Origin of the sequence: Nostoc cf. commune SO-36, assembly GCF_023734775.1 — a bacterium.
GTDB classification, from domain to species: Bacteria; Cyanobacteriota; Cyanobacteriia; order Cyanobacteriales; family Nostocaceae; genus Nostoc; species Nostoc commune_A.
This window is the reverse complement of record NZ_AP025732.1, coordinates 4,756,653-4,772,112: the sequence shown is the minus strand read 5'-3', so window position 1 is coordinate 4,772,112 and position 15,460 is coordinate 4,756,653. Positions and strand designations below refer to the sequence as shown.

The window sequence follows — 15,460 nt, the reverse complement described above, 5'->3', positions numbered from 1 at the left end:
GATCCTAAGCCTCATAATGAAGAAGTGCGTAGGGGTAGCCTTTCGTAGACGTCGCAGTTTTCCTACAAGTTCCTGAGTAAGTGCGATATTTATGGAGTTTGCGATCGCATCCCATAATATCAATCAAAATAACTTTAAGCTCAATAAAAATCAGCATTATGAGTATTATCGTCTTCGGCAGCATAAATATAGACTTGGTAGCAATAACACCCCGGTTGCCAGTTGCAGGAGAAACGTTACTAGGAGAAGATTTTTTTAAAGTTTCGGGAGGTAAAGGAGCTAATCAAGCCGTAGCATTAGCAAAATTGGGCATTCCTACCCAGATAGTAGGGCGTGTAGGTGCAGACGATTTTGGTAAGGAACTTGTTAACAATTTGCAAACATCTGGTGTGCAGACTGATAACATTTTTGTGGATAAAACTGTTAGTTCTGGAATCGCTATTATCACCGTGAGTCATACTGGTGAAAATCAAATTGTCGTCATTCCTGGTGCAAATGGGCGCGTCAATCAAGAAGATGTAGAGCGATTATCTTACTTATTACCAGAAGCTACAGCACTACTTTTACAACTAGAAGTTCCTATTAATACCGTCATTGCTGCTGCTAAAGCCGCAAAAGGTGCAAATATAAAAGTAATTCTCGACCCCGCACCAGCACAATCTAATTTACCAGATGAACTGTATCCATTGGTAGATATTATTACACCGAATGAAGTTGAAACAGCGCAGTTGGTGGGTTTTGCTGTGGATGGAAAAGAACTTGCAGCCAAAGCAGCTGCGGTTTTGTTACAACGGGGTGTGAAATGTGCGATCGTCAAACTGGGTGCTAAGGGTATTTTTTGTGCCACTGCTGAAGAAAGTTTTTTTGTACCCGCGTTTCCAGTTCACGCAGTTGATACAGTGGCCGCAGGTGATGCTTTCAACGGCGGTTTAGCTGCGGCACTTTTTGAAGGACTTTCTTTACATCAGGCAGTTGTTTGGGGTGCGGCTGCGGGTGCTTTAGCAGCGACAAAATCAGGCGCACAAACTTCGCTACCGGATAGGTTTACATTTGATGCATTTCTTGAAGAAAGGGAGGTGGGGTAAAGACGCGATTAATCCCGTCTGTGAGAGAGACAAGAGGACAACGGGAATAACCCATGTCCAATAACAAGTGACAAATGACTATTTACCAATATCTTCATTCCATAGTTCGGGATTAGTTTCAATAAACTGACTCATCATTTGCTCACATTCGTCAAGATTAAGATCAATTACGTCCACACCGTGAGATACCATAAATTCTTTAGCACCAGGAAAAGTTTTGGATTCTCCAACGATGACTTTTTTAATGCCAAATTGTACTACTGCCCCAGCGCATAGGTAACACGGCATTAAAGTTGAATAGAGTGTTGTCCCTTTATAGCTGCCAACTCTCCCAGCATTGCGGAGACAATCGATTTCGGCGTGGGTAACAGGATCTGCGTCTTGCACACGTTTATTGTGTCCTCTGCCCAGAATTTTGCCATCCTTGACGAGAACCGAACCAATAGGAATTCCACCTTCTTGTCTGCCTTGTTTTGCTTCTTGAATAGCAGCTTTCATAAACTCATCCATATTAATTCTCCTTTTATGACAAAACAACTAGTATTGATGGATCACGATGGCGGTGTAGATGATTATCTAGCAACTATGCTGCTGTTGACGATGGATCATATTGAACTCCTTGGCGTTGTCGTCACTCCAGCAGATTGCTACGTTCAACCAGCTGTGAGCGCCACACGTAAAATTATAGATTTGATGGGATATTCTCATATCCCGGTAGCAGAAAGTACTGTGCGCGGTATCAATCCATTTCCTACTTTATACCGCCGTGATTCGTTTATCGTTGACCATCTCCCCATTCTCAATCAAGGCGAAACTATCACTACGCCCTTGGTTGCCGAAACAGGTCAAGATTTCATGATCAAGGTGTTACGGGAGGCATCAGACCCCGTAACGTTGATGGTAACTGGGCCATTGACAACGGTTGCAGTGGCGTTAGACAAAGCACCGGACATTGAAGCGAAGATTCACAAAATTGTGTGGATGGGTGGTGCATTAAATGTCAGTGGCAATGTAGAAAAAAGTTTGGAACCAGGACAAGATGGTTCTGCGGAATGGAATGTTTATTGGGATGCGGTTTCAGCAGCGCGGGTATGGGAAACCCAAATTGAAATTATTATGTGTCCTTTGGATTTAACTAACAATGTCCCAGTCACATCGGAATTAGTATACAAAATGGGACGACAACGCCACTATCCCATCTCTGATTTAGCTGGACAATGTTATGCATTAGTTATCCCCCAAGATTATTATTTTTGGGATGTCTTAGCAACAGCTTATCTCGGACATCCAGAATTTTATCAATTGCGCGAATGGGAAACAGAAATTATTACCACTGGTCTTAGTCAAGGGCGTACTAAAGTAATTACTGGTGGTCGGAAAATTTATGCGATAGATAAGGTAGATAAAGAGGCTTTTTATGCTTATATTTTGCAGCAATGGGCAAGATAAAAAACTAAAAAATTAGGTAGCGAGGATACTCAAACTTGTGCCTGCACAACAAAATCCTCAAGTTGTCTGATTCGATCCCAATCAATGGCAGCAACCCACAACTTCTCCTCTTCGGAGAACTGCACCACTCCATCAACTTCCAAATCCTCGCTATATATCGTGAGTAACTGCCCATCTCGTAGCTCAATACTTTGATTCGCTAAGTCTTCGATTGTACCAATACAGTTCAAACGCAAACGCCCTTCACCATCAGTATTATGAAAATCTGCAAAAACTCTAGGGGTAATCATTCTAGTGATCCAAACTATAACTGCTGCTTTGCTGGATTAGGAACAGTAGGTGTAAGGAGTTGACTAACTTGCTGCGGGTTTAAACCCCTTAATGTTGCATGATTAGCACTTCTACCGGATGTTCGGATTACATCACCACCTGCTTGGCGAACCTCGCCAACTGTTGTTACACCAATCTGCCCATGAGGAATACTCAATGCCAACTCCGCTACTGACGATCCTACTGCACATTCCACAGAAATTCCTGTTATGCCACTCGGATGAGTACCTATTCCACGTCGAATATCCTCTGGACGATTACGCCCTCCCCGAACTACCAATGCTTCATCTGGAATTATTGTCACAAGTATAATGTTTTGTTTGGATTAAAGATTAGAATTTGGCAGGTACTTCATGGATTGCATTGTATGCTACAAATTTAAAGAATCGTTAGGCTGCTATGCGTAACTATATGTCAATTGAAGTAGTTGAAATTACCTCTGATCAATTAAATCAGATACTTATAGCTCAGGAAAGCCATTTTCTCGATCTAAAGTCGATAGATATACAGCCAGGAAAATTATGTAAGTTTATTGCTGGATTTGCCAATGCAGATGGTGGAGAACTGTTCATCGGCATTGATGAGGATACTGTTGAAGACAAAAAAACAAGAGCTTGGCGAGGTTTTACTGATCAGGAAGCCGCAAATGGGCATTTACAAATTTTTGAACAACTTTTTCCTTTGGGAGATGGTTATTCATATACCTTTCTGATTTATGAAGGCTGTCCTGGTTTGGTTTTGCAAGTTACTATTTTTAAATCACGAGGAGTAGTGGAGGCTTCGGATAGTTTTCCCTATCTAAGACGTGGCGCACAAACTCTGCCTATTAAAACTGAACAAGCTTTAGAAAGATTAAGATTAGACAAAGGTATCGAGTCATTTGAGAGAAGAACTATTGACATAGAACTAGAGGTAATTACAACATCACAAGTAATGTCTAAATTTATTAGTGCTGTAGTTCCAACTAGCGAGGCTGAATTGTGGCTCAGAAAACAACAATTAATTCAAAAGAATAAACCAACAGTTGCAGGTACTCTACTGTTTGCTGATGAACCTCAAGCTATTTTTCCAAAGCGTTGCGGAATTAAAATTTATCGATACAAAACAAAAGATATAGAGGGCACAAGAGATACTCTTGCCTTTGACCCGATAACTATTGAAGGTTGTCTATACGAGCAAATTCAGCAAGCAGTAGCTAAAACAATAGAAATGGTTGAAGAAATTCCAAAAGTAGGAGACACAGGATTAGAATCAATCAGCTATCCAGAAGAAGCTATTCATGAAATTATAACAAATGCTTTGTTACATAGAGACTACAGTATAATATCTGATACTCATATTCGCATTTTTGACAATAGGATTGAAATTGAAAATCCAGGTAAATTACCTGGTCATATTACTGTAAAAAATATTCTCAAAGAGCAGTATGCACGGAACGGAGCTATTGTTCGTATAATCAACAAATTTCCCAATCCACCTAATAAAGATGTTGGAGAAGGTTTGAATACTGCTTTCCAGGCAATGGCTAGGTTGAGACTGCAACCTCCGGAGATATATGAAACCGAAACTTCTGTAGCTGTACACATTAAACATGAACCTCTAGCTTCAGTAGAAGCAACGATAATGTTATATTTAGAAAAGCATAAAGAAATAACTAATAAAATTGCTCGAAATGAAACTGGAATTCGTTCAGAAGGAACTATCAAGCAAGCATTTTATAGGTTAAAAGATAGGGGACTTATTGAGGCTGTTCCTGGGAGAGCAAGAAGTAATGCAGCCTGGCGTAAAGTTGGAATTAATGACACAGATTCAGAAAATACAATCTCAATGTATGAAATGTATCCACAGTATGAGCAACTAGTCATGGACTATCTTGTAGCTCATGAAGAAATAGATAATCGTATTGCTCGACAAGTGACTGGGATCGAATCAGGTACAGTAATGAAAAATATTTTTTATAGGTTGCGGAACAAAGGACTTATAAAAATCGTGCCAGGGAAATCGCGTATCAATGCCAAATGGTGCAAAGTTTAAACCTGCCTCAAGCATTATTCTTGTTAAAGCCAAAAAAGCTATATTGATTATTGAGAAGTGATAAACTTTAAACCTAAGAAGAGAGCCGCAATAGTTCCCGCCACAGAAATTTCACCTTGGGCGATTTTATCTAAAACTGATTCTACAGGAATTAATACAACTTCAATCTCTTCTGTAATATCTAATTGTTGCTCTCCAACTTTGCTCACATTCTCTGCTAAAAATAAATGTATTTTATTGGTATCTTTACTCGGCTTATCGTATAAAGTTCCGATTTTACTAAATTCTTGGGGTATATAACCAGTCTCTTCTCTTAGTTCTCTAATTGCTGCTACTTCTGCACTCTCTTTTGTCGGATCGAAATTCCCTGCCGGCAGTTCTAAGAAAAATTCGCCTACTGCGTGTCTGTATTGCCGTACAAAAATTATCTCTTTGTTACTATTAATAGGTAAAACCATCGCAACGTCAGGCTTAATACTGACAAAATAATCATCTATAATTTTTCCATTGGATAATTCTATTTCATCTTGCCTCACCTGACACCAAGGATTATCTAAAACCATTTTCGATTTTAAAATCTTCCATTTTTTTAAGTTGTTCATAAATAAAAATAATGTATAAAACCTTTAGTCATCAAGCAATGAATGTAAAAAAGTATAACAGATGCATCTGATAATCTAAACTTTGAACTTACACTGGCTTTTGCATAACATAATATGTATAACCAGTATGCAAATAAATATAAATTTATTTACAGTAAATAAGAGATTTCCGTTGACTATTAGTCGAGGTACAACGGCACAGACAACGAATGTATGGGTGAGAATTTCACAAGATGGGATCGAAGGCTGGGGGGAAGCATCGCCATTCGGTGTGGGTAATCATCGACAATCAACTGATGCAATCAAAAATGCTCTAGAACAAGTTGTGCCACTGTTAAAAGCATTCAGCCCTTTACAACGTCAAGAAATTGAGCAAGTTTTAATACAAAACCAAGTTCCTTCTGCAGCAAGAGCTGCCTTGGATATGGCAATGCACGACTGGTTGGGTAAGCGTGTAGGATTACCCTTGTGGCAAATGTGGGGACTCGATCGCAATCAAATAGTCCCGACTTCTGTCACAATTGGGATTAATTCGCCTGAAGCAGCTAGGGCGAGAGCGCGAGACTGGTTACAATTTACTGATGTCCGCCTTTTCAAGGTGAAGCTAGGTAGTCCAGATGGCATAGATGCAGATAAACAAATGCTCTTAGCAGTGCGAGAAGAAGCACCTGAACTAGAATTTTTTGTTGATGCCAATGGGGGTTGGAGCTTGGAGGATGCGATCGCAATGTGCAATTGGCTGGCTGATTTAGGTATAAAGTATGTAGAACAACCATTACCACGGGGACAAGAACAAAGTTTAGCAAAACTCAAAGAACACTCTTCCCTGCCCATTTTTGTCGATGAAAGTTGTTTTACAAGCGCTGATATTCCCCATTTGGCCAACTACGTAGATGGTATTAATATCAAACTGATGAAATCAGGCGGACTAACGGAGGCAATGCGAATGGTATATACAGCACGAGCATATCAGTTGCAAGTAATGTTCGGTTGCTATTCTGATAGTTCGTTAGCTAATACAGCAGCATTACAATTAGCACCACTAGCTGATTATTTAGATTTAGACAGTCACCTTAATTTAATTGATGATCCCTTTACAGGTACATTGATACAAGAAGGAAGGGTTTTGCCAAACTATTTACCAGGTTTAGGAATTAATCGATGCTAAACCAAAAGCTAACAATTAATAGCACGAAAAAACTATATTTATCCACGTAAAAACTTCAATTTGGAAAGAGCGATCGCTTAATTCAAAATCTGTGTTAAATCCAGCACAAATCCAGGTAATACATCCTCTGCTGATAAACTAGTAGGCGATGTCTCCGACGGGCTACGCCTACGCAAAACCTCAACACACTGTCCTGAGCGGTAAATTTCCACCTGTTGGTTCTGCGGATCAACCAGCCAGCCTAAACGCACACCGTTGTCAATATACTCCTGCATTTTTTGTTGCAAAGTCTTTAAGCTGTCTGAAGCAGAGCGTAATTCTACCGCAAAATCTGGAGCGATGGGTAGGAATGTTGCGGGGTCTGGATTCAGGGCTTCTAATCGCTCCCGACTCACCCAAGACGCATCTGGAGAGCGATTTGCACCATTAGGGAGTTTGAAACCTGTTGAAGAATCAAAAGCCAAACCTGTGCCATCAGCGTCAGTCCAATTACCTAAGCGCTGCGTCAGTCTACTATTACGATTTCCGCTTTCCCATCCAGTTGGTGGCATGATAATCAATTCTCCCTCTGCCGTGCGCTCAAGCCGCAAATCTCGATTATTTTGACACAGTTGGAAGAACTGCTCATCTGTTAGTTCAATGGTGGGGCTGAGGTTTAGAATCAGGGCAGTCATAGTTGCCTCTCAATCTTGCTAACTGTAGCCTAGCACTGGGTTGACATACTCGGTTAACCATCTAACAATTACCATGCTTACTAGCGGCCAATTTTAGCTGTTGGATATTTGAGTATCTACAGCAGTAATTAGCTACAGTATCTACTTAACTGTAAAGCGCAGTTAGGCTTTGTAAATCTAAATTACCACTCGCGGTAGAGTTTTTCTGCATAGAACATAATCTCTTCATTCGGCAATCTAATTTTTGGTTTTTGCCGAGGATACAAACTTTCAACTACATCTGTATCCTGTTCAATAACTGTGGCTGCTGCTTGTAAAACTGAATTTTTAAACAGAAATTTTATTAAAGGATTGACGAATTTGGCATACATCAAAATAAACGTCTTGGTGATTTTTTCTGTTTCTGGGTAAAGAATATGGATTTGAGCAATATCAGCAATAGGCGTTTTAGCAAAAAAAGCTGTAGTTGAAGGAAAAGCGTATTCGAGTGTGTTACTAAGAGTTTTAGGGAAGATTCCCAAAATAGGATTTTTGAGAATTTCTCCTAGCGTGTTGTTGGATCTTACAGCGCTTCCCGCTATTATGCAATACAGTTTTTCTTATTGCCTCTCTCCTAACATAGCTTTTAGCTTTGAGGATGTACCTCATAGCTGCCGGAAGTGCTGTAGTGTGAATCGGTTTTTGTTGAGAGAGAGATACGAACCGAAAGATTTATTCAACATAGTAGAGAAAATCATTAATTTGGTAGGAGGGATATTAAGTGTAGACGATACAGTAATAGAAAAGATTTACAGCGACCCAAAAAATGCCGAATTAATCAGTTATTTTTGGTCAGGAAAAGCCCATAAAACTATTATTGGTTTAAATTTAATCACTTTATATTACAGCGATATTAATGGTAACTCAGTACCAATAAACTACAGAATATATGACAAAAAGGAGGGGAAAACAAAAAACGATTATTTTAGAGAAATGGTGAGTGAAATAATAAGCTGGGGAGTCAAACCAAGAATAATAACAGGAGATAGTTGGTATTCAGGAGTAGAAAATTTAAAATTTCTAAAAAACCAGAAATTGGGTTTTCTATTCGGGATTGAAAAAAACAGAACTGTCTCAAATGAGCCACATAAGTATTGCCAGGTAAGTACTCTGGTGATTCCAGAGTCAGGATTAAGAACTCATCTGAAAGAATTTGGATTTATAAAGTTGTTTAGGAAAGACTTCAAGAAAGAAGACTCTAGACCGGAGGCGGAGCGTCTCCGGCTCCGCACTATATTTTGTATGTTCCAGATGAGGAAAGAATCAAGGATATAACTAGAAATGAATTTATCACAATTCATGATACCCATTGGGGAATTGAAACCTTTCATCGAGCCATAAAACAAGTATGTGGAATTTGTCGGTTCATGGTTAGGGATACCTATGCAATCAAGACTCACATATTTTGTTCACTTCAAGCTTTTATTAGATTGGAGTTTATGCGGTCTGAAAAAATAATTAGCAATTGGTACGAAGTACAACGGAATATGTTCACGTTAGTTGTACGTGAGCATATTTTTGCAAACCTTAGCAGTGATGGCATTATCTAGACTTCATAGATGATTCTTTTTGTCAATGCGTAAGTCCTAATTTCATCTTCTCTGTCAACTACTAACCAATTTTTTAGTTAATATATTTTCGTTATGATGATGGAGCAACGTGAGTCGTTCAACGCAATCAAAATTCTCAGCTAAAAAGCCGCGTCAGGTGCGCGATGCAGAAGCGACGAAAAAGCAGATTCTCGATGCGGCGGAAGCAGAGTTTGCCAGAAATGGACTTCAAGGGGCGCGGACAGGAGCGATCGCTAGAGGTGCAGGTGTCAGGCGATGATTTACTACTACTTCCAGAGCAAGGAAGGACTATACCAAGCTGTTCTGCAACGTCCGGCGGTGGAGATGCACGAAGGGTTTGAGCAGCTAAATTTGGATCAGTTTCCACCGGAGGAGGCATTGAAGGTGCTTGTCAAAGAAGCGATCGCTTATGAAGCTGCTCACCCGCACAGAGGAATGCTTTGGTTTCAAGAAGCAAACCAAAATCAGGGAAAGTATTTCAAACAAGGGAATTGGCAAGAAAATTTTAGCTATCTCATCAAGATTTTAGAACGAGGAATGACTGAAGGTTGTTTCCGTCAGATCGATCCATTTCTCACCACTCTTCATATTATTGGGGTTTGTAATTTATACTTCAACGCTTATGAAAATATCAAGCATACTAGACCCGATTTGCAACTGCTGAGTTCAGAAATGATTGAAGAGCATACTCAAGCAGCAGTTAATTTTATTTGGCTGGTGTGCGACGTACTGAAGATTAGAGATTGAACATCGGGAAAGTTGCTCAAAAAAGGTTTTTAAGGAGTGTTGTAAGCAGTGACAGGCTCAAAACCCCGACTTTTAAATAAGTCGGGGTTGTTTTTGTCATAAAGGTTTTGCTAATCTTTACTCCGATTTGACATCTCCTCCGGCTAGAAGCCGGAGGATTCTAAACTGATGTTGCTACAGGGTTTTAAAAACCCACTACGCAACGTTTACAAATTGATTTATTTAATAAGATTTAAGAAATCAATTTGTTGTGGCACTGTCAAAATTCCCTACCCAGCTCGACTAGATTAAATCTAGCGGTGTGGCTACTTGATTGTTAGTTGAAATGCGTAAATATGTTTTTTTTATGGAGTTTTTCATCCTATATTTACGCATTTTAATTGTATCATGTTGTCTGATTTATCAGACAATTAGCTTTCAGCCCCCGGTTAAAAACCGGAGGTTCTCAGCATAGGTACGATAGCAATTCTAAATGAGTTGTGAAAAATAATTTTTAATCGAACCGCTACAGATGCGGAGAACATAGAGAGAGCAAAAATAGAGATTTTCACAAATGATTTAGGACTGCTATATACGGACAAAGTAAGCTAAAAGAGAAAAATCTTGCCTGATTTGTTCTTTGGTTGTCATTGGTTAAGTCATATCAGAAGAGATAACTTAATCATTGTCCTCTTCTCTAGAGTTGCTCTTAGATAAAGCTAGAGAATTGTAATAGAAACCAGTAACTGCTGTAGCTAATGGGCCTATTAACGAGTACAAAGTTTTAGCAGTATCATTGATTAAAGCTGATGATGTTTCAGATTTCTTTTGAACCTCCTCAATTGCAGAATTTGTTCCCCAGAGGTTCTTTGATATGGAGTTGATTGCAAAAGCGTGCCAAAATATTACTCCTATCAAAGTACCCCACAACATTAATGCTAAAGTACCTGCTAGATAAGTATTAAAATTTTGACGTTGATCAGCAGGACTAATATTGGTTGTTTTTTCGCCAAACTGGGGAACCAGATTATTTAAAGAATTACTTGTTTTAGGCGAATTTTCCATTAATAATTACAAAATTACTAATGTTTGATCGCCACTTTTTTCATTTTTGAGTATGAGTGAGTTTTCCTCATCTTCAGCATAAAGTGCTATAAGTTTTAATCCTTTTCGGATAACTTCAGATTCAGATGTATTCATCTTTTGGGCTATTTCTTTCAGATACTCTGAATCTTTCTCACTTAAATTAACTCGAAATTTACGTGCTGACATCGTTACAATCTCCTTCTTACAAAACCATGCAAGGATATAGGTAGACACACCATAACTGAGCAGTTGTTCACTGCCCATACTGTAGTTAAATTAACTCTTGTCATCTAAAGCGGGAGTGCCATAAGCGGTAAAAAGCTAAATTATGACTATGAGAGTGCAGAAGATATAAAAGTGTCACCCAGAAGTTGCACAGTAGTATATATACTTGGTACAATAATGTACCTCTTTATTATCCCTATAATAACCCCTAAAGATAATTCTTTCAACACGTTCACAAAATGCTTATATTGTTTTTCATAAATCTTAACCGAATCTTCATATACGTATGATGTATTTTATACATTTATTTTTTGCTATGGTTTGGGTTTCTGATAACAAATTGTAACCCTTGCTATATAAGGTTTTTATTATCCAGAATAAAAACAATATTTACGTAACTTCAAGGAAAAAATCAATAAAAATTATACTATAGCCGTTCTCGCTTGCGTCAAATACAAGCATTCGTAGGGGCACAGCATCCTGTGCCCCTACCGAATATCGTGGTGTAGTGCATTCAAACAATAAGTGCTGTATTTCTCAGTCAGGAGCGATCAATGTTTATAAAAATGCAAGCCTTTTTCCTGACCTTATCTTAAACAAATAGAACTATCTTTAGAAATAATTTTTAATTAGCTGCCAAATATCTGTATAACTAGTTAGAATGACAATAGGACGTTTTTAGTCCCTTTTAAGGGTATTTCTGTAGTACATAACAAGGGGGTTATTATGACTATTCGTGTATTTTACAACACCAGTGATGACTCAAGTGACCCTCATGTAATGTTAGATGAAGAAACTTATAATGCAATTAAGTCTCTTGCAAATAGGTTAAATATACCGCCTGAAAAAGTACTTGTATTAGCGATTGAACGTCTTCGAGGCGCACAGGCAACAAGTGAGAAATTGGAAAAACAATTGATTGAAATATTGACTAGATAATGTTTATATGATTTGACATTCAGAGAATCATATAAATTTTTTGGCATTGATATTTGAAATAGTTTTTGTAGATTTAGTTCAGGAGTATAGTGACAATTAAGTTGAATATTGTATCAATAGTATTCAATGCAATTTAAATTAATTATTATTTATGCTTTTAAATAAAAGTAGTGAAAAAGCCTCTCTAACTATCTAGAGAGGCTTTTTCAAGCTTTAAAGTTGATACAAATACCTTGATAGGGGGCCACAGATGTGGATTGGTGTTAACTTAACGAGAAAGCCAGTCTCAAACAAGCTTTTACATTGTCTCGTTAAGAGTCTCCGACTGGGAATGCCATCTTAGAGGCTGCCGCCTCTCTGACATGCTTACAAGTGAAGAAGGGTGGTTTTGCTTTATCCCAAGACAGGGTAAGAGTTATTTTTAACTAAACTGCTCAATTATTCCGCCACCTAAGACTTTTTCCCCGTTATACCACACCGCCGCTTGTCCGGGAGTAATGCTGATTTGGGGTTCATCAAACACCAAACGCACGCGAGAGTTTTCCAACGGAATCACCGTCACTGGTGTAGGCGTTGAACGATAGCGAATTTGCACTTCGGCATAAATTGGAGTCGATGGTTCAGCTATGGAAACCCAATTTACCCGCCCTACAGTGCATTCTGGCTGAGTTACCTTAGTGCGATCGCCTACTACTACTTTATTATTTTCTGCATCTAATTCAATCACATATAACGGTTCAGCAGCAGCCACCCCAAGCCTTTGCGCTGGCCAATCGTGTAGTGATGGACACCATCATGCTGTCCCAAAATTTTGCCTGCGGTATCGACAATATCGCCTGTTTTCGGAGCTAAATATTTATCCAAAAATGCCCGCATGGAACCGTTACTTTCCACTAAGCATAAGTCTTGGCTTTCTGGCTTATCAGCAGTTTTCAGTCCGTATTCAGTCGCAATCCGACGCGTCTCAGTTTTTTCTAATTCCCCCAGAGGAAATATAGTTGCTGCAAGTAAATCTTGAGACAAATCATAGAGAAAGTATGACTGGTCTTTGTTGCGGTCAACAGCCCTTAATAATTGGTAACGTCCAGTTGCTTCGTCATAGCTAATTCGGGCATAATGACCAGTGGCAATGCGATCGCACCCCAATTCTTCACGAGCATACTGCACCATTGGCCCAAACTTCACCGTTTTATTGCACTGGGAGCAAGGCAAAGGTGTAATCCCAGCACTGTAACCAGTCACTAGGTAATCGACAATATGCGTCTGAAAGAGATCCCGAATATCAACAATCTGATGGGGAACGCCCAGTTGTTCACAGAGTTCAGCCGCGTCGATCATACCTTCAGAGCAACATTGACCTTTGCCTTTCATTAGCCAAAGAGTCAAACCAATCACTTCATAGCCCTGATGGTGCAGGATAGCTGCGGCGGTGGAACTGTCAACGCCACCAGAAAGACCAACGACGACTTTTTTCATACAAAGCACGACACGATAGCTGCGTGGTTGTCCAATTGTAGCACACACTCTTCAAAGCCTTACTAACAAAGGACTTCAGTTTTAAAATCGCTGAAGGAGTGTAGACTTAGCCCATCGTAGACATGGCTCTTATCTAAGATTAATTACAGATGTATTTTTTGCCACGCAGATGAGCTAATTTTACGTTAACGCTATATAGTTGCTACAACGGTGAAGTGACATACTCCTACACTGATGCTTCTCTACGAGAGGCTTCGCCAACGCATACAGTGGGTAGGGTCGAGGTGTGCATTACTGCATCACCCCTCCCATTCGGAACCGTGCTTGCGACTTTCACCGCACACGGCTACTCAGTGTGTTATCCATTTGTCATATCGGACTTCCTGACAGCATGACCTATGAAATTAGGAATATCGTGTATCCACTCCCAGTTAGTTTTATTCCAAAATTGAGAAAGTTTCTCTCGAAATTTGGAGCGGTCTTTCTTCCGTATTTCTTTTAGGTCAATTGCGGTCTTTTCGTCGTGACAATGCCGATGTAGTAATTGCAGATTTTTATACTCATCCTTGCCTCTTAATGCTCTGGGGATTTTGTGGTCTACTTCTAAAACATCCCATTCTTGGAAGCTTAAACCGCACCAAGGACATTTACCTTTTTGAAGTTTTAGCAACTTAGCCTTACGATTAGGCATTTGGGGGTGTATCCCTAGTCTTTTACTCCAGTAAACTGTATCGCCATCGTAAGGGCTTTTATCGCCTTTAACTTTTACATAGTCAGTGCTACTGCAAGAAAACTCACTATGATTAAGTAACCGGAAGGGGTTCGCTGTTCCTTCCCTGGTTGCGAATACCCAGTTTTTATCACCAATGGAAGTCCAATATTTGATGTGACCATCATTAATGTCTCCACATCGGCGTTTTGCCCATCGTCGAAGTTTCAGGTATGTGAGGTAATCTTGTTTTGCAAGTTCTCCGACGTTTTTTGCATCGGACTTTGAGTAGTAAGAAGTCCATCCCCTTATTACAGGGTTAAGGTCTTTTATGAGAGTCGATTGGGGCGATGACCTATGTTTTGCGATGATTCTTTCGATTTCCTCAATATGAGCCTTACTCGCCTTCGCGGATGGGGTGATGAGTGTGTTACAGCGCTTCCCGCTATTATGCAATACAGTTTTTCTTATTGCCTCTCTCCTAACATAGCTTTTAGCTTTGAGGATGTACCTCATAGCTGCCGGAAGTGCTGTAAAACCTAATTTTTTACCTTTGGTGTCTTTTGCACTTTGGTATTTACTGGCAGGGTATTGTTGGATGTGATGACCTAGAAAGTCAAAACCAGCTTTACCATCCTCACTAAATTTAGGATTGAATGTGTGAGTTAGCCTAGTTTTTTCGGGTTTTAACTCTAAGCCTATGCTTTCTAACCACTCCGAGATAATTTCTCGGCATCTTTGGATAACGGCTTTGTCTTTGTGGAGAACCACAAAATCGTCGGCATAGCGGACTAGGTTCAGGCTGGATAAATTATCCCTTTTATATCCTGGTAGTGTTTCCGCATATTGTTTTATCCGATTTTCTAAACCGTGAAGGGCTATGTTTGCCAAAAGTGGAGAGATAACCCCACCTTGAGGCGTACCCTCAGATGTGGCAGTGAATGCTCCAGAGTCTATAACCCCGGATTTCAGCCAAGCTTTAATTTGTTGCCTGACTTTACCCAAGATGTTCAACTTTTGGAGCAGTGCTTCATGGTTGATGCGGTCAAAGCATTTGGCTATATCCGCGTCTAGTACAAATTTTGCCTTGCCTTGGATACAGTTTTTGATATGCTTTATCGCATCATGGCATGACCTTCCCGGTCTAAAACCATAACTGCTTGGCTCGAAAATTGCCTCCCATTCTGGTTCAAGTGCAGATTTAACTACAGCTTGTAATGCGCGGTCGTACATTATGGGTATTCCTAATGGGCGTTTTTCATCTACTCCTGGCTTTGGAATCCAAACTCTGCGAGTGGGTTTGGATTTACCAGTAAGTTTTACAGCAATTTGATATCAAACCCGCCA

14 protein-coding genes and 3 pseudogenes are annotated in these 15,460 nt (G+C 39.7%); 7 read left to right on the top strand and 10 right to left on the bottom strand.

The window, feature by feature from the left end:
* Positions 1–158: 158 nt before the first annotated feature.
* Positions 159–1,085 carry a ribokinase gene (gene rbsK / locus ANSO36C_RS21515; protein ID WP_251956161.1) on the top strand — a complete coding sequence of 309 codons (927 nt, stop codon included), beginning with the start codon at positions 159–161 and terminating at the stop codon, positions 1,083–1,085.
* 78 nt (positions 1,086–1,163) lie between these two features.
* Here rbsK and ANSO36C_RS21510 read toward each other — a convergent pair whose 3' ends face one another.
* Positions 1,164–1,595, bottom strand: a complete 432-nt coding sequence (locus tag ANSO36C_RS21510) for a nucleoside deaminase (RefSeq protein ID WP_251956160.1) — start codon at positions 1,593–1,595, stop codon at positions 1,164–1,166.
* A 15-nt stretch (positions 1,596–1,610) separates the two neighbouring features.
* Here ANSO36C_RS21510 and ANSO36C_RS21505 point away from each other — a divergent pair, with 15 nt between their 5' ends.
* Positions 1,611–2,534, top strand: coding sequence for a nucleoside hydrolase (locus ANSO36C_RS21505; protein WP_251956159.1), 924 nt, complete (start codon positions 1,611–1,613; stop codon positions 2,532–2,534).
* Between the two features lie 29 nt (positions 2,535–2,563).
* Here ANSO36C_RS21505 and ANSO36C_RS21500 read toward each other — a convergent pair whose 3' ends face one another.
* Complete coding sequence (locus ANSO36C_RS21500) at positions 2,564–2,824, bottom strand: hypothetical protein (protein ID WP_251956158.1); 261 nt, start codon at positions 2,822–2,824, stop codon at positions 2,564–2,566.
* 14 nt (positions 2,825–2,838) lie between these two features.
* A complete protein-coding gene (locus ANSO36C_RS21495) occupies positions 2,839–3,168 on the bottom strand; it encodes a flavoredoxin (RefSeq protein WP_251956157.1) in 330 nt (109 codons plus the stop codon).
* Between the two features lie 107 nt (positions 3,169–3,275).
* On the opposite strand from ANSO36C_RS21495, the gene ANSO36C_RS21490 reads away from it, so the two are divergent.
* Positions 3,276–4,898, top strand: a complete 1,623-nt coding sequence (locus tag ANSO36C_RS21490; protein WP_251956156.1) for an ATP-binding protein — start codon at positions 3,276–3,278, stop codon at positions 4,896–4,898.
* 47 nt (positions 4,899–4,945) lie between these two features.
* Here ANSO36C_RS21490 and ANSO36C_RS21485 read toward each other — a convergent pair whose 3' ends face one another.
* A complete protein-coding gene (locus ANSO36C_RS21485; protein ID WP_251956155.1) occupies positions 4,946–5,500 on the bottom strand; it encodes an NUDIX hydrolase in 555 nt (184 codons plus the stop codon).
* A 127-nt stretch (positions 5,501–5,627) separates the two neighbouring features.
* Here ANSO36C_RS21485 and ANSO36C_RS21480 point away from each other — a divergent pair, with 127 nt between their 5' ends.
* Positions 5,628–6,668: a dipeptide epimerase gene (locus tag ANSO36C_RS21480; protein ID WP_251956154.1), complete on the top strand. Its 1,041-nt coding sequence runs from the start codon at positions 5,628–5,630 to the stop codon at positions 6,666–6,668.
* A gap of 77 nt (positions 6,669–6,745) precedes the next feature.
* Here the strand turns inward: ANSO36C_RS21480 and ANSO36C_RS21475 are convergent, their stop codons facing one another.
* A complete protein-coding gene (locus tag ANSO36C_RS21475) occupies positions 6,746–7,342 on the bottom strand; it encodes a Uma2 family endonuclease (protein ID WP_251956153.1) in 597 nt (198 codons plus the stop codon).
* 182 nt (positions 7,343–7,524) lie between these two features.
* Positions 7,525–7,863, bottom strand: a complete 339-nt coding sequence (locus ANSO36C_RS21470; RefSeq protein WP_251956152.1) for a hypothetical protein — start codon at positions 7,861–7,863, stop codon at positions 7,525–7,527.
* A 61-nt stretch (positions 7,864–7,924) separates the two neighbouring features.
* Between ANSO36C_RS21470 and ANSO36C_RS21465 the strand changes: the two are divergent.
* A pseudogene (locus tag ANSO36C_RS21465) lies at positions 7,925–8,931 on the top strand (IS701 family transposase).
* Between the two features lie 109 nt (positions 8,932–9,040).
* A pseudogene (locus tag ANSO36C_RS21460) lies at positions 9,041–9,699 on the top strand (TetR/AcrR family transcriptional regulator).
* 657 nt (positions 9,700–10,356) lie between these two features.
* On the opposite strand, the gene ANSO36C_RS21455 reads toward ANSO36C_RS21460, so the two are convergent.
* Both ANSO36C_RS21455 and ANSO36C_RS21450 read right to left on the bottom strand, forming a co-directional pair.
* Positions 10,357–10,743 carry a hypothetical protein gene (locus tag ANSO36C_RS21455; RefSeq protein ID WP_251956151.1) on the bottom strand — a complete coding sequence of 129 codons (387 nt, stop codon included), beginning with the start codon at positions 10,741–10,743 and terminating at the stop codon, positions 10,357–10,359.
* 6 nt (positions 10,744–10,749) lie between these two features.
* Entirely contained in the window at positions 10,750–10,950 is a 201-nt protein-coding gene (locus ANSO36C_RS21450; protein WP_251956150.1) for a hypothetical protein, read from the bottom strand.
* A gap of 765 nt (positions 10,951–11,715) precedes the next feature.
* Between ANSO36C_RS21450 and ANSO36C_RS21445 the strand changes: the two genes are divergently transcribed.
* Positions 11,716–11,928, top strand: a complete 213-nt coding sequence (locus tag ANSO36C_RS21445) for a hypothetical protein (protein ID WP_251956149.1) — start codon at positions 11,716–11,718, stop codon at positions 11,926–11,928.
* A 421-nt stretch (positions 11,929–12,349) separates the two neighbouring features.
* Here ANSO36C_RS21445 and mnmA read toward each other — a convergent pair.
* Together mnmA and ANSO36C_RS21435 are read right to left on the bottom strand one after the other, a co-directional pair.
* A pseudogene (mnmA, locus tag ANSO36C_RS21440) lies at positions 12,350–13,404 on the bottom strand (tRNA 2-thiouridine(34) synthase MnmA).
* A gap of 358 nt (positions 13,405–13,762) precedes the next feature.
* Positions 13,763–15,346 carry a group II intron reverse transcriptase gene (locus ANSO36C_RS21435; RefSeq protein ID WP_251956148.1) on the bottom strand — a complete coding sequence of 528 codons (1,584 nt, stop codon included), beginning with the start codon at positions 15,344–15,346 and terminating at the stop codon, positions 13,763–13,765.
* Positions 15,347–15,460 lie beyond the last annotated feature (114 nt).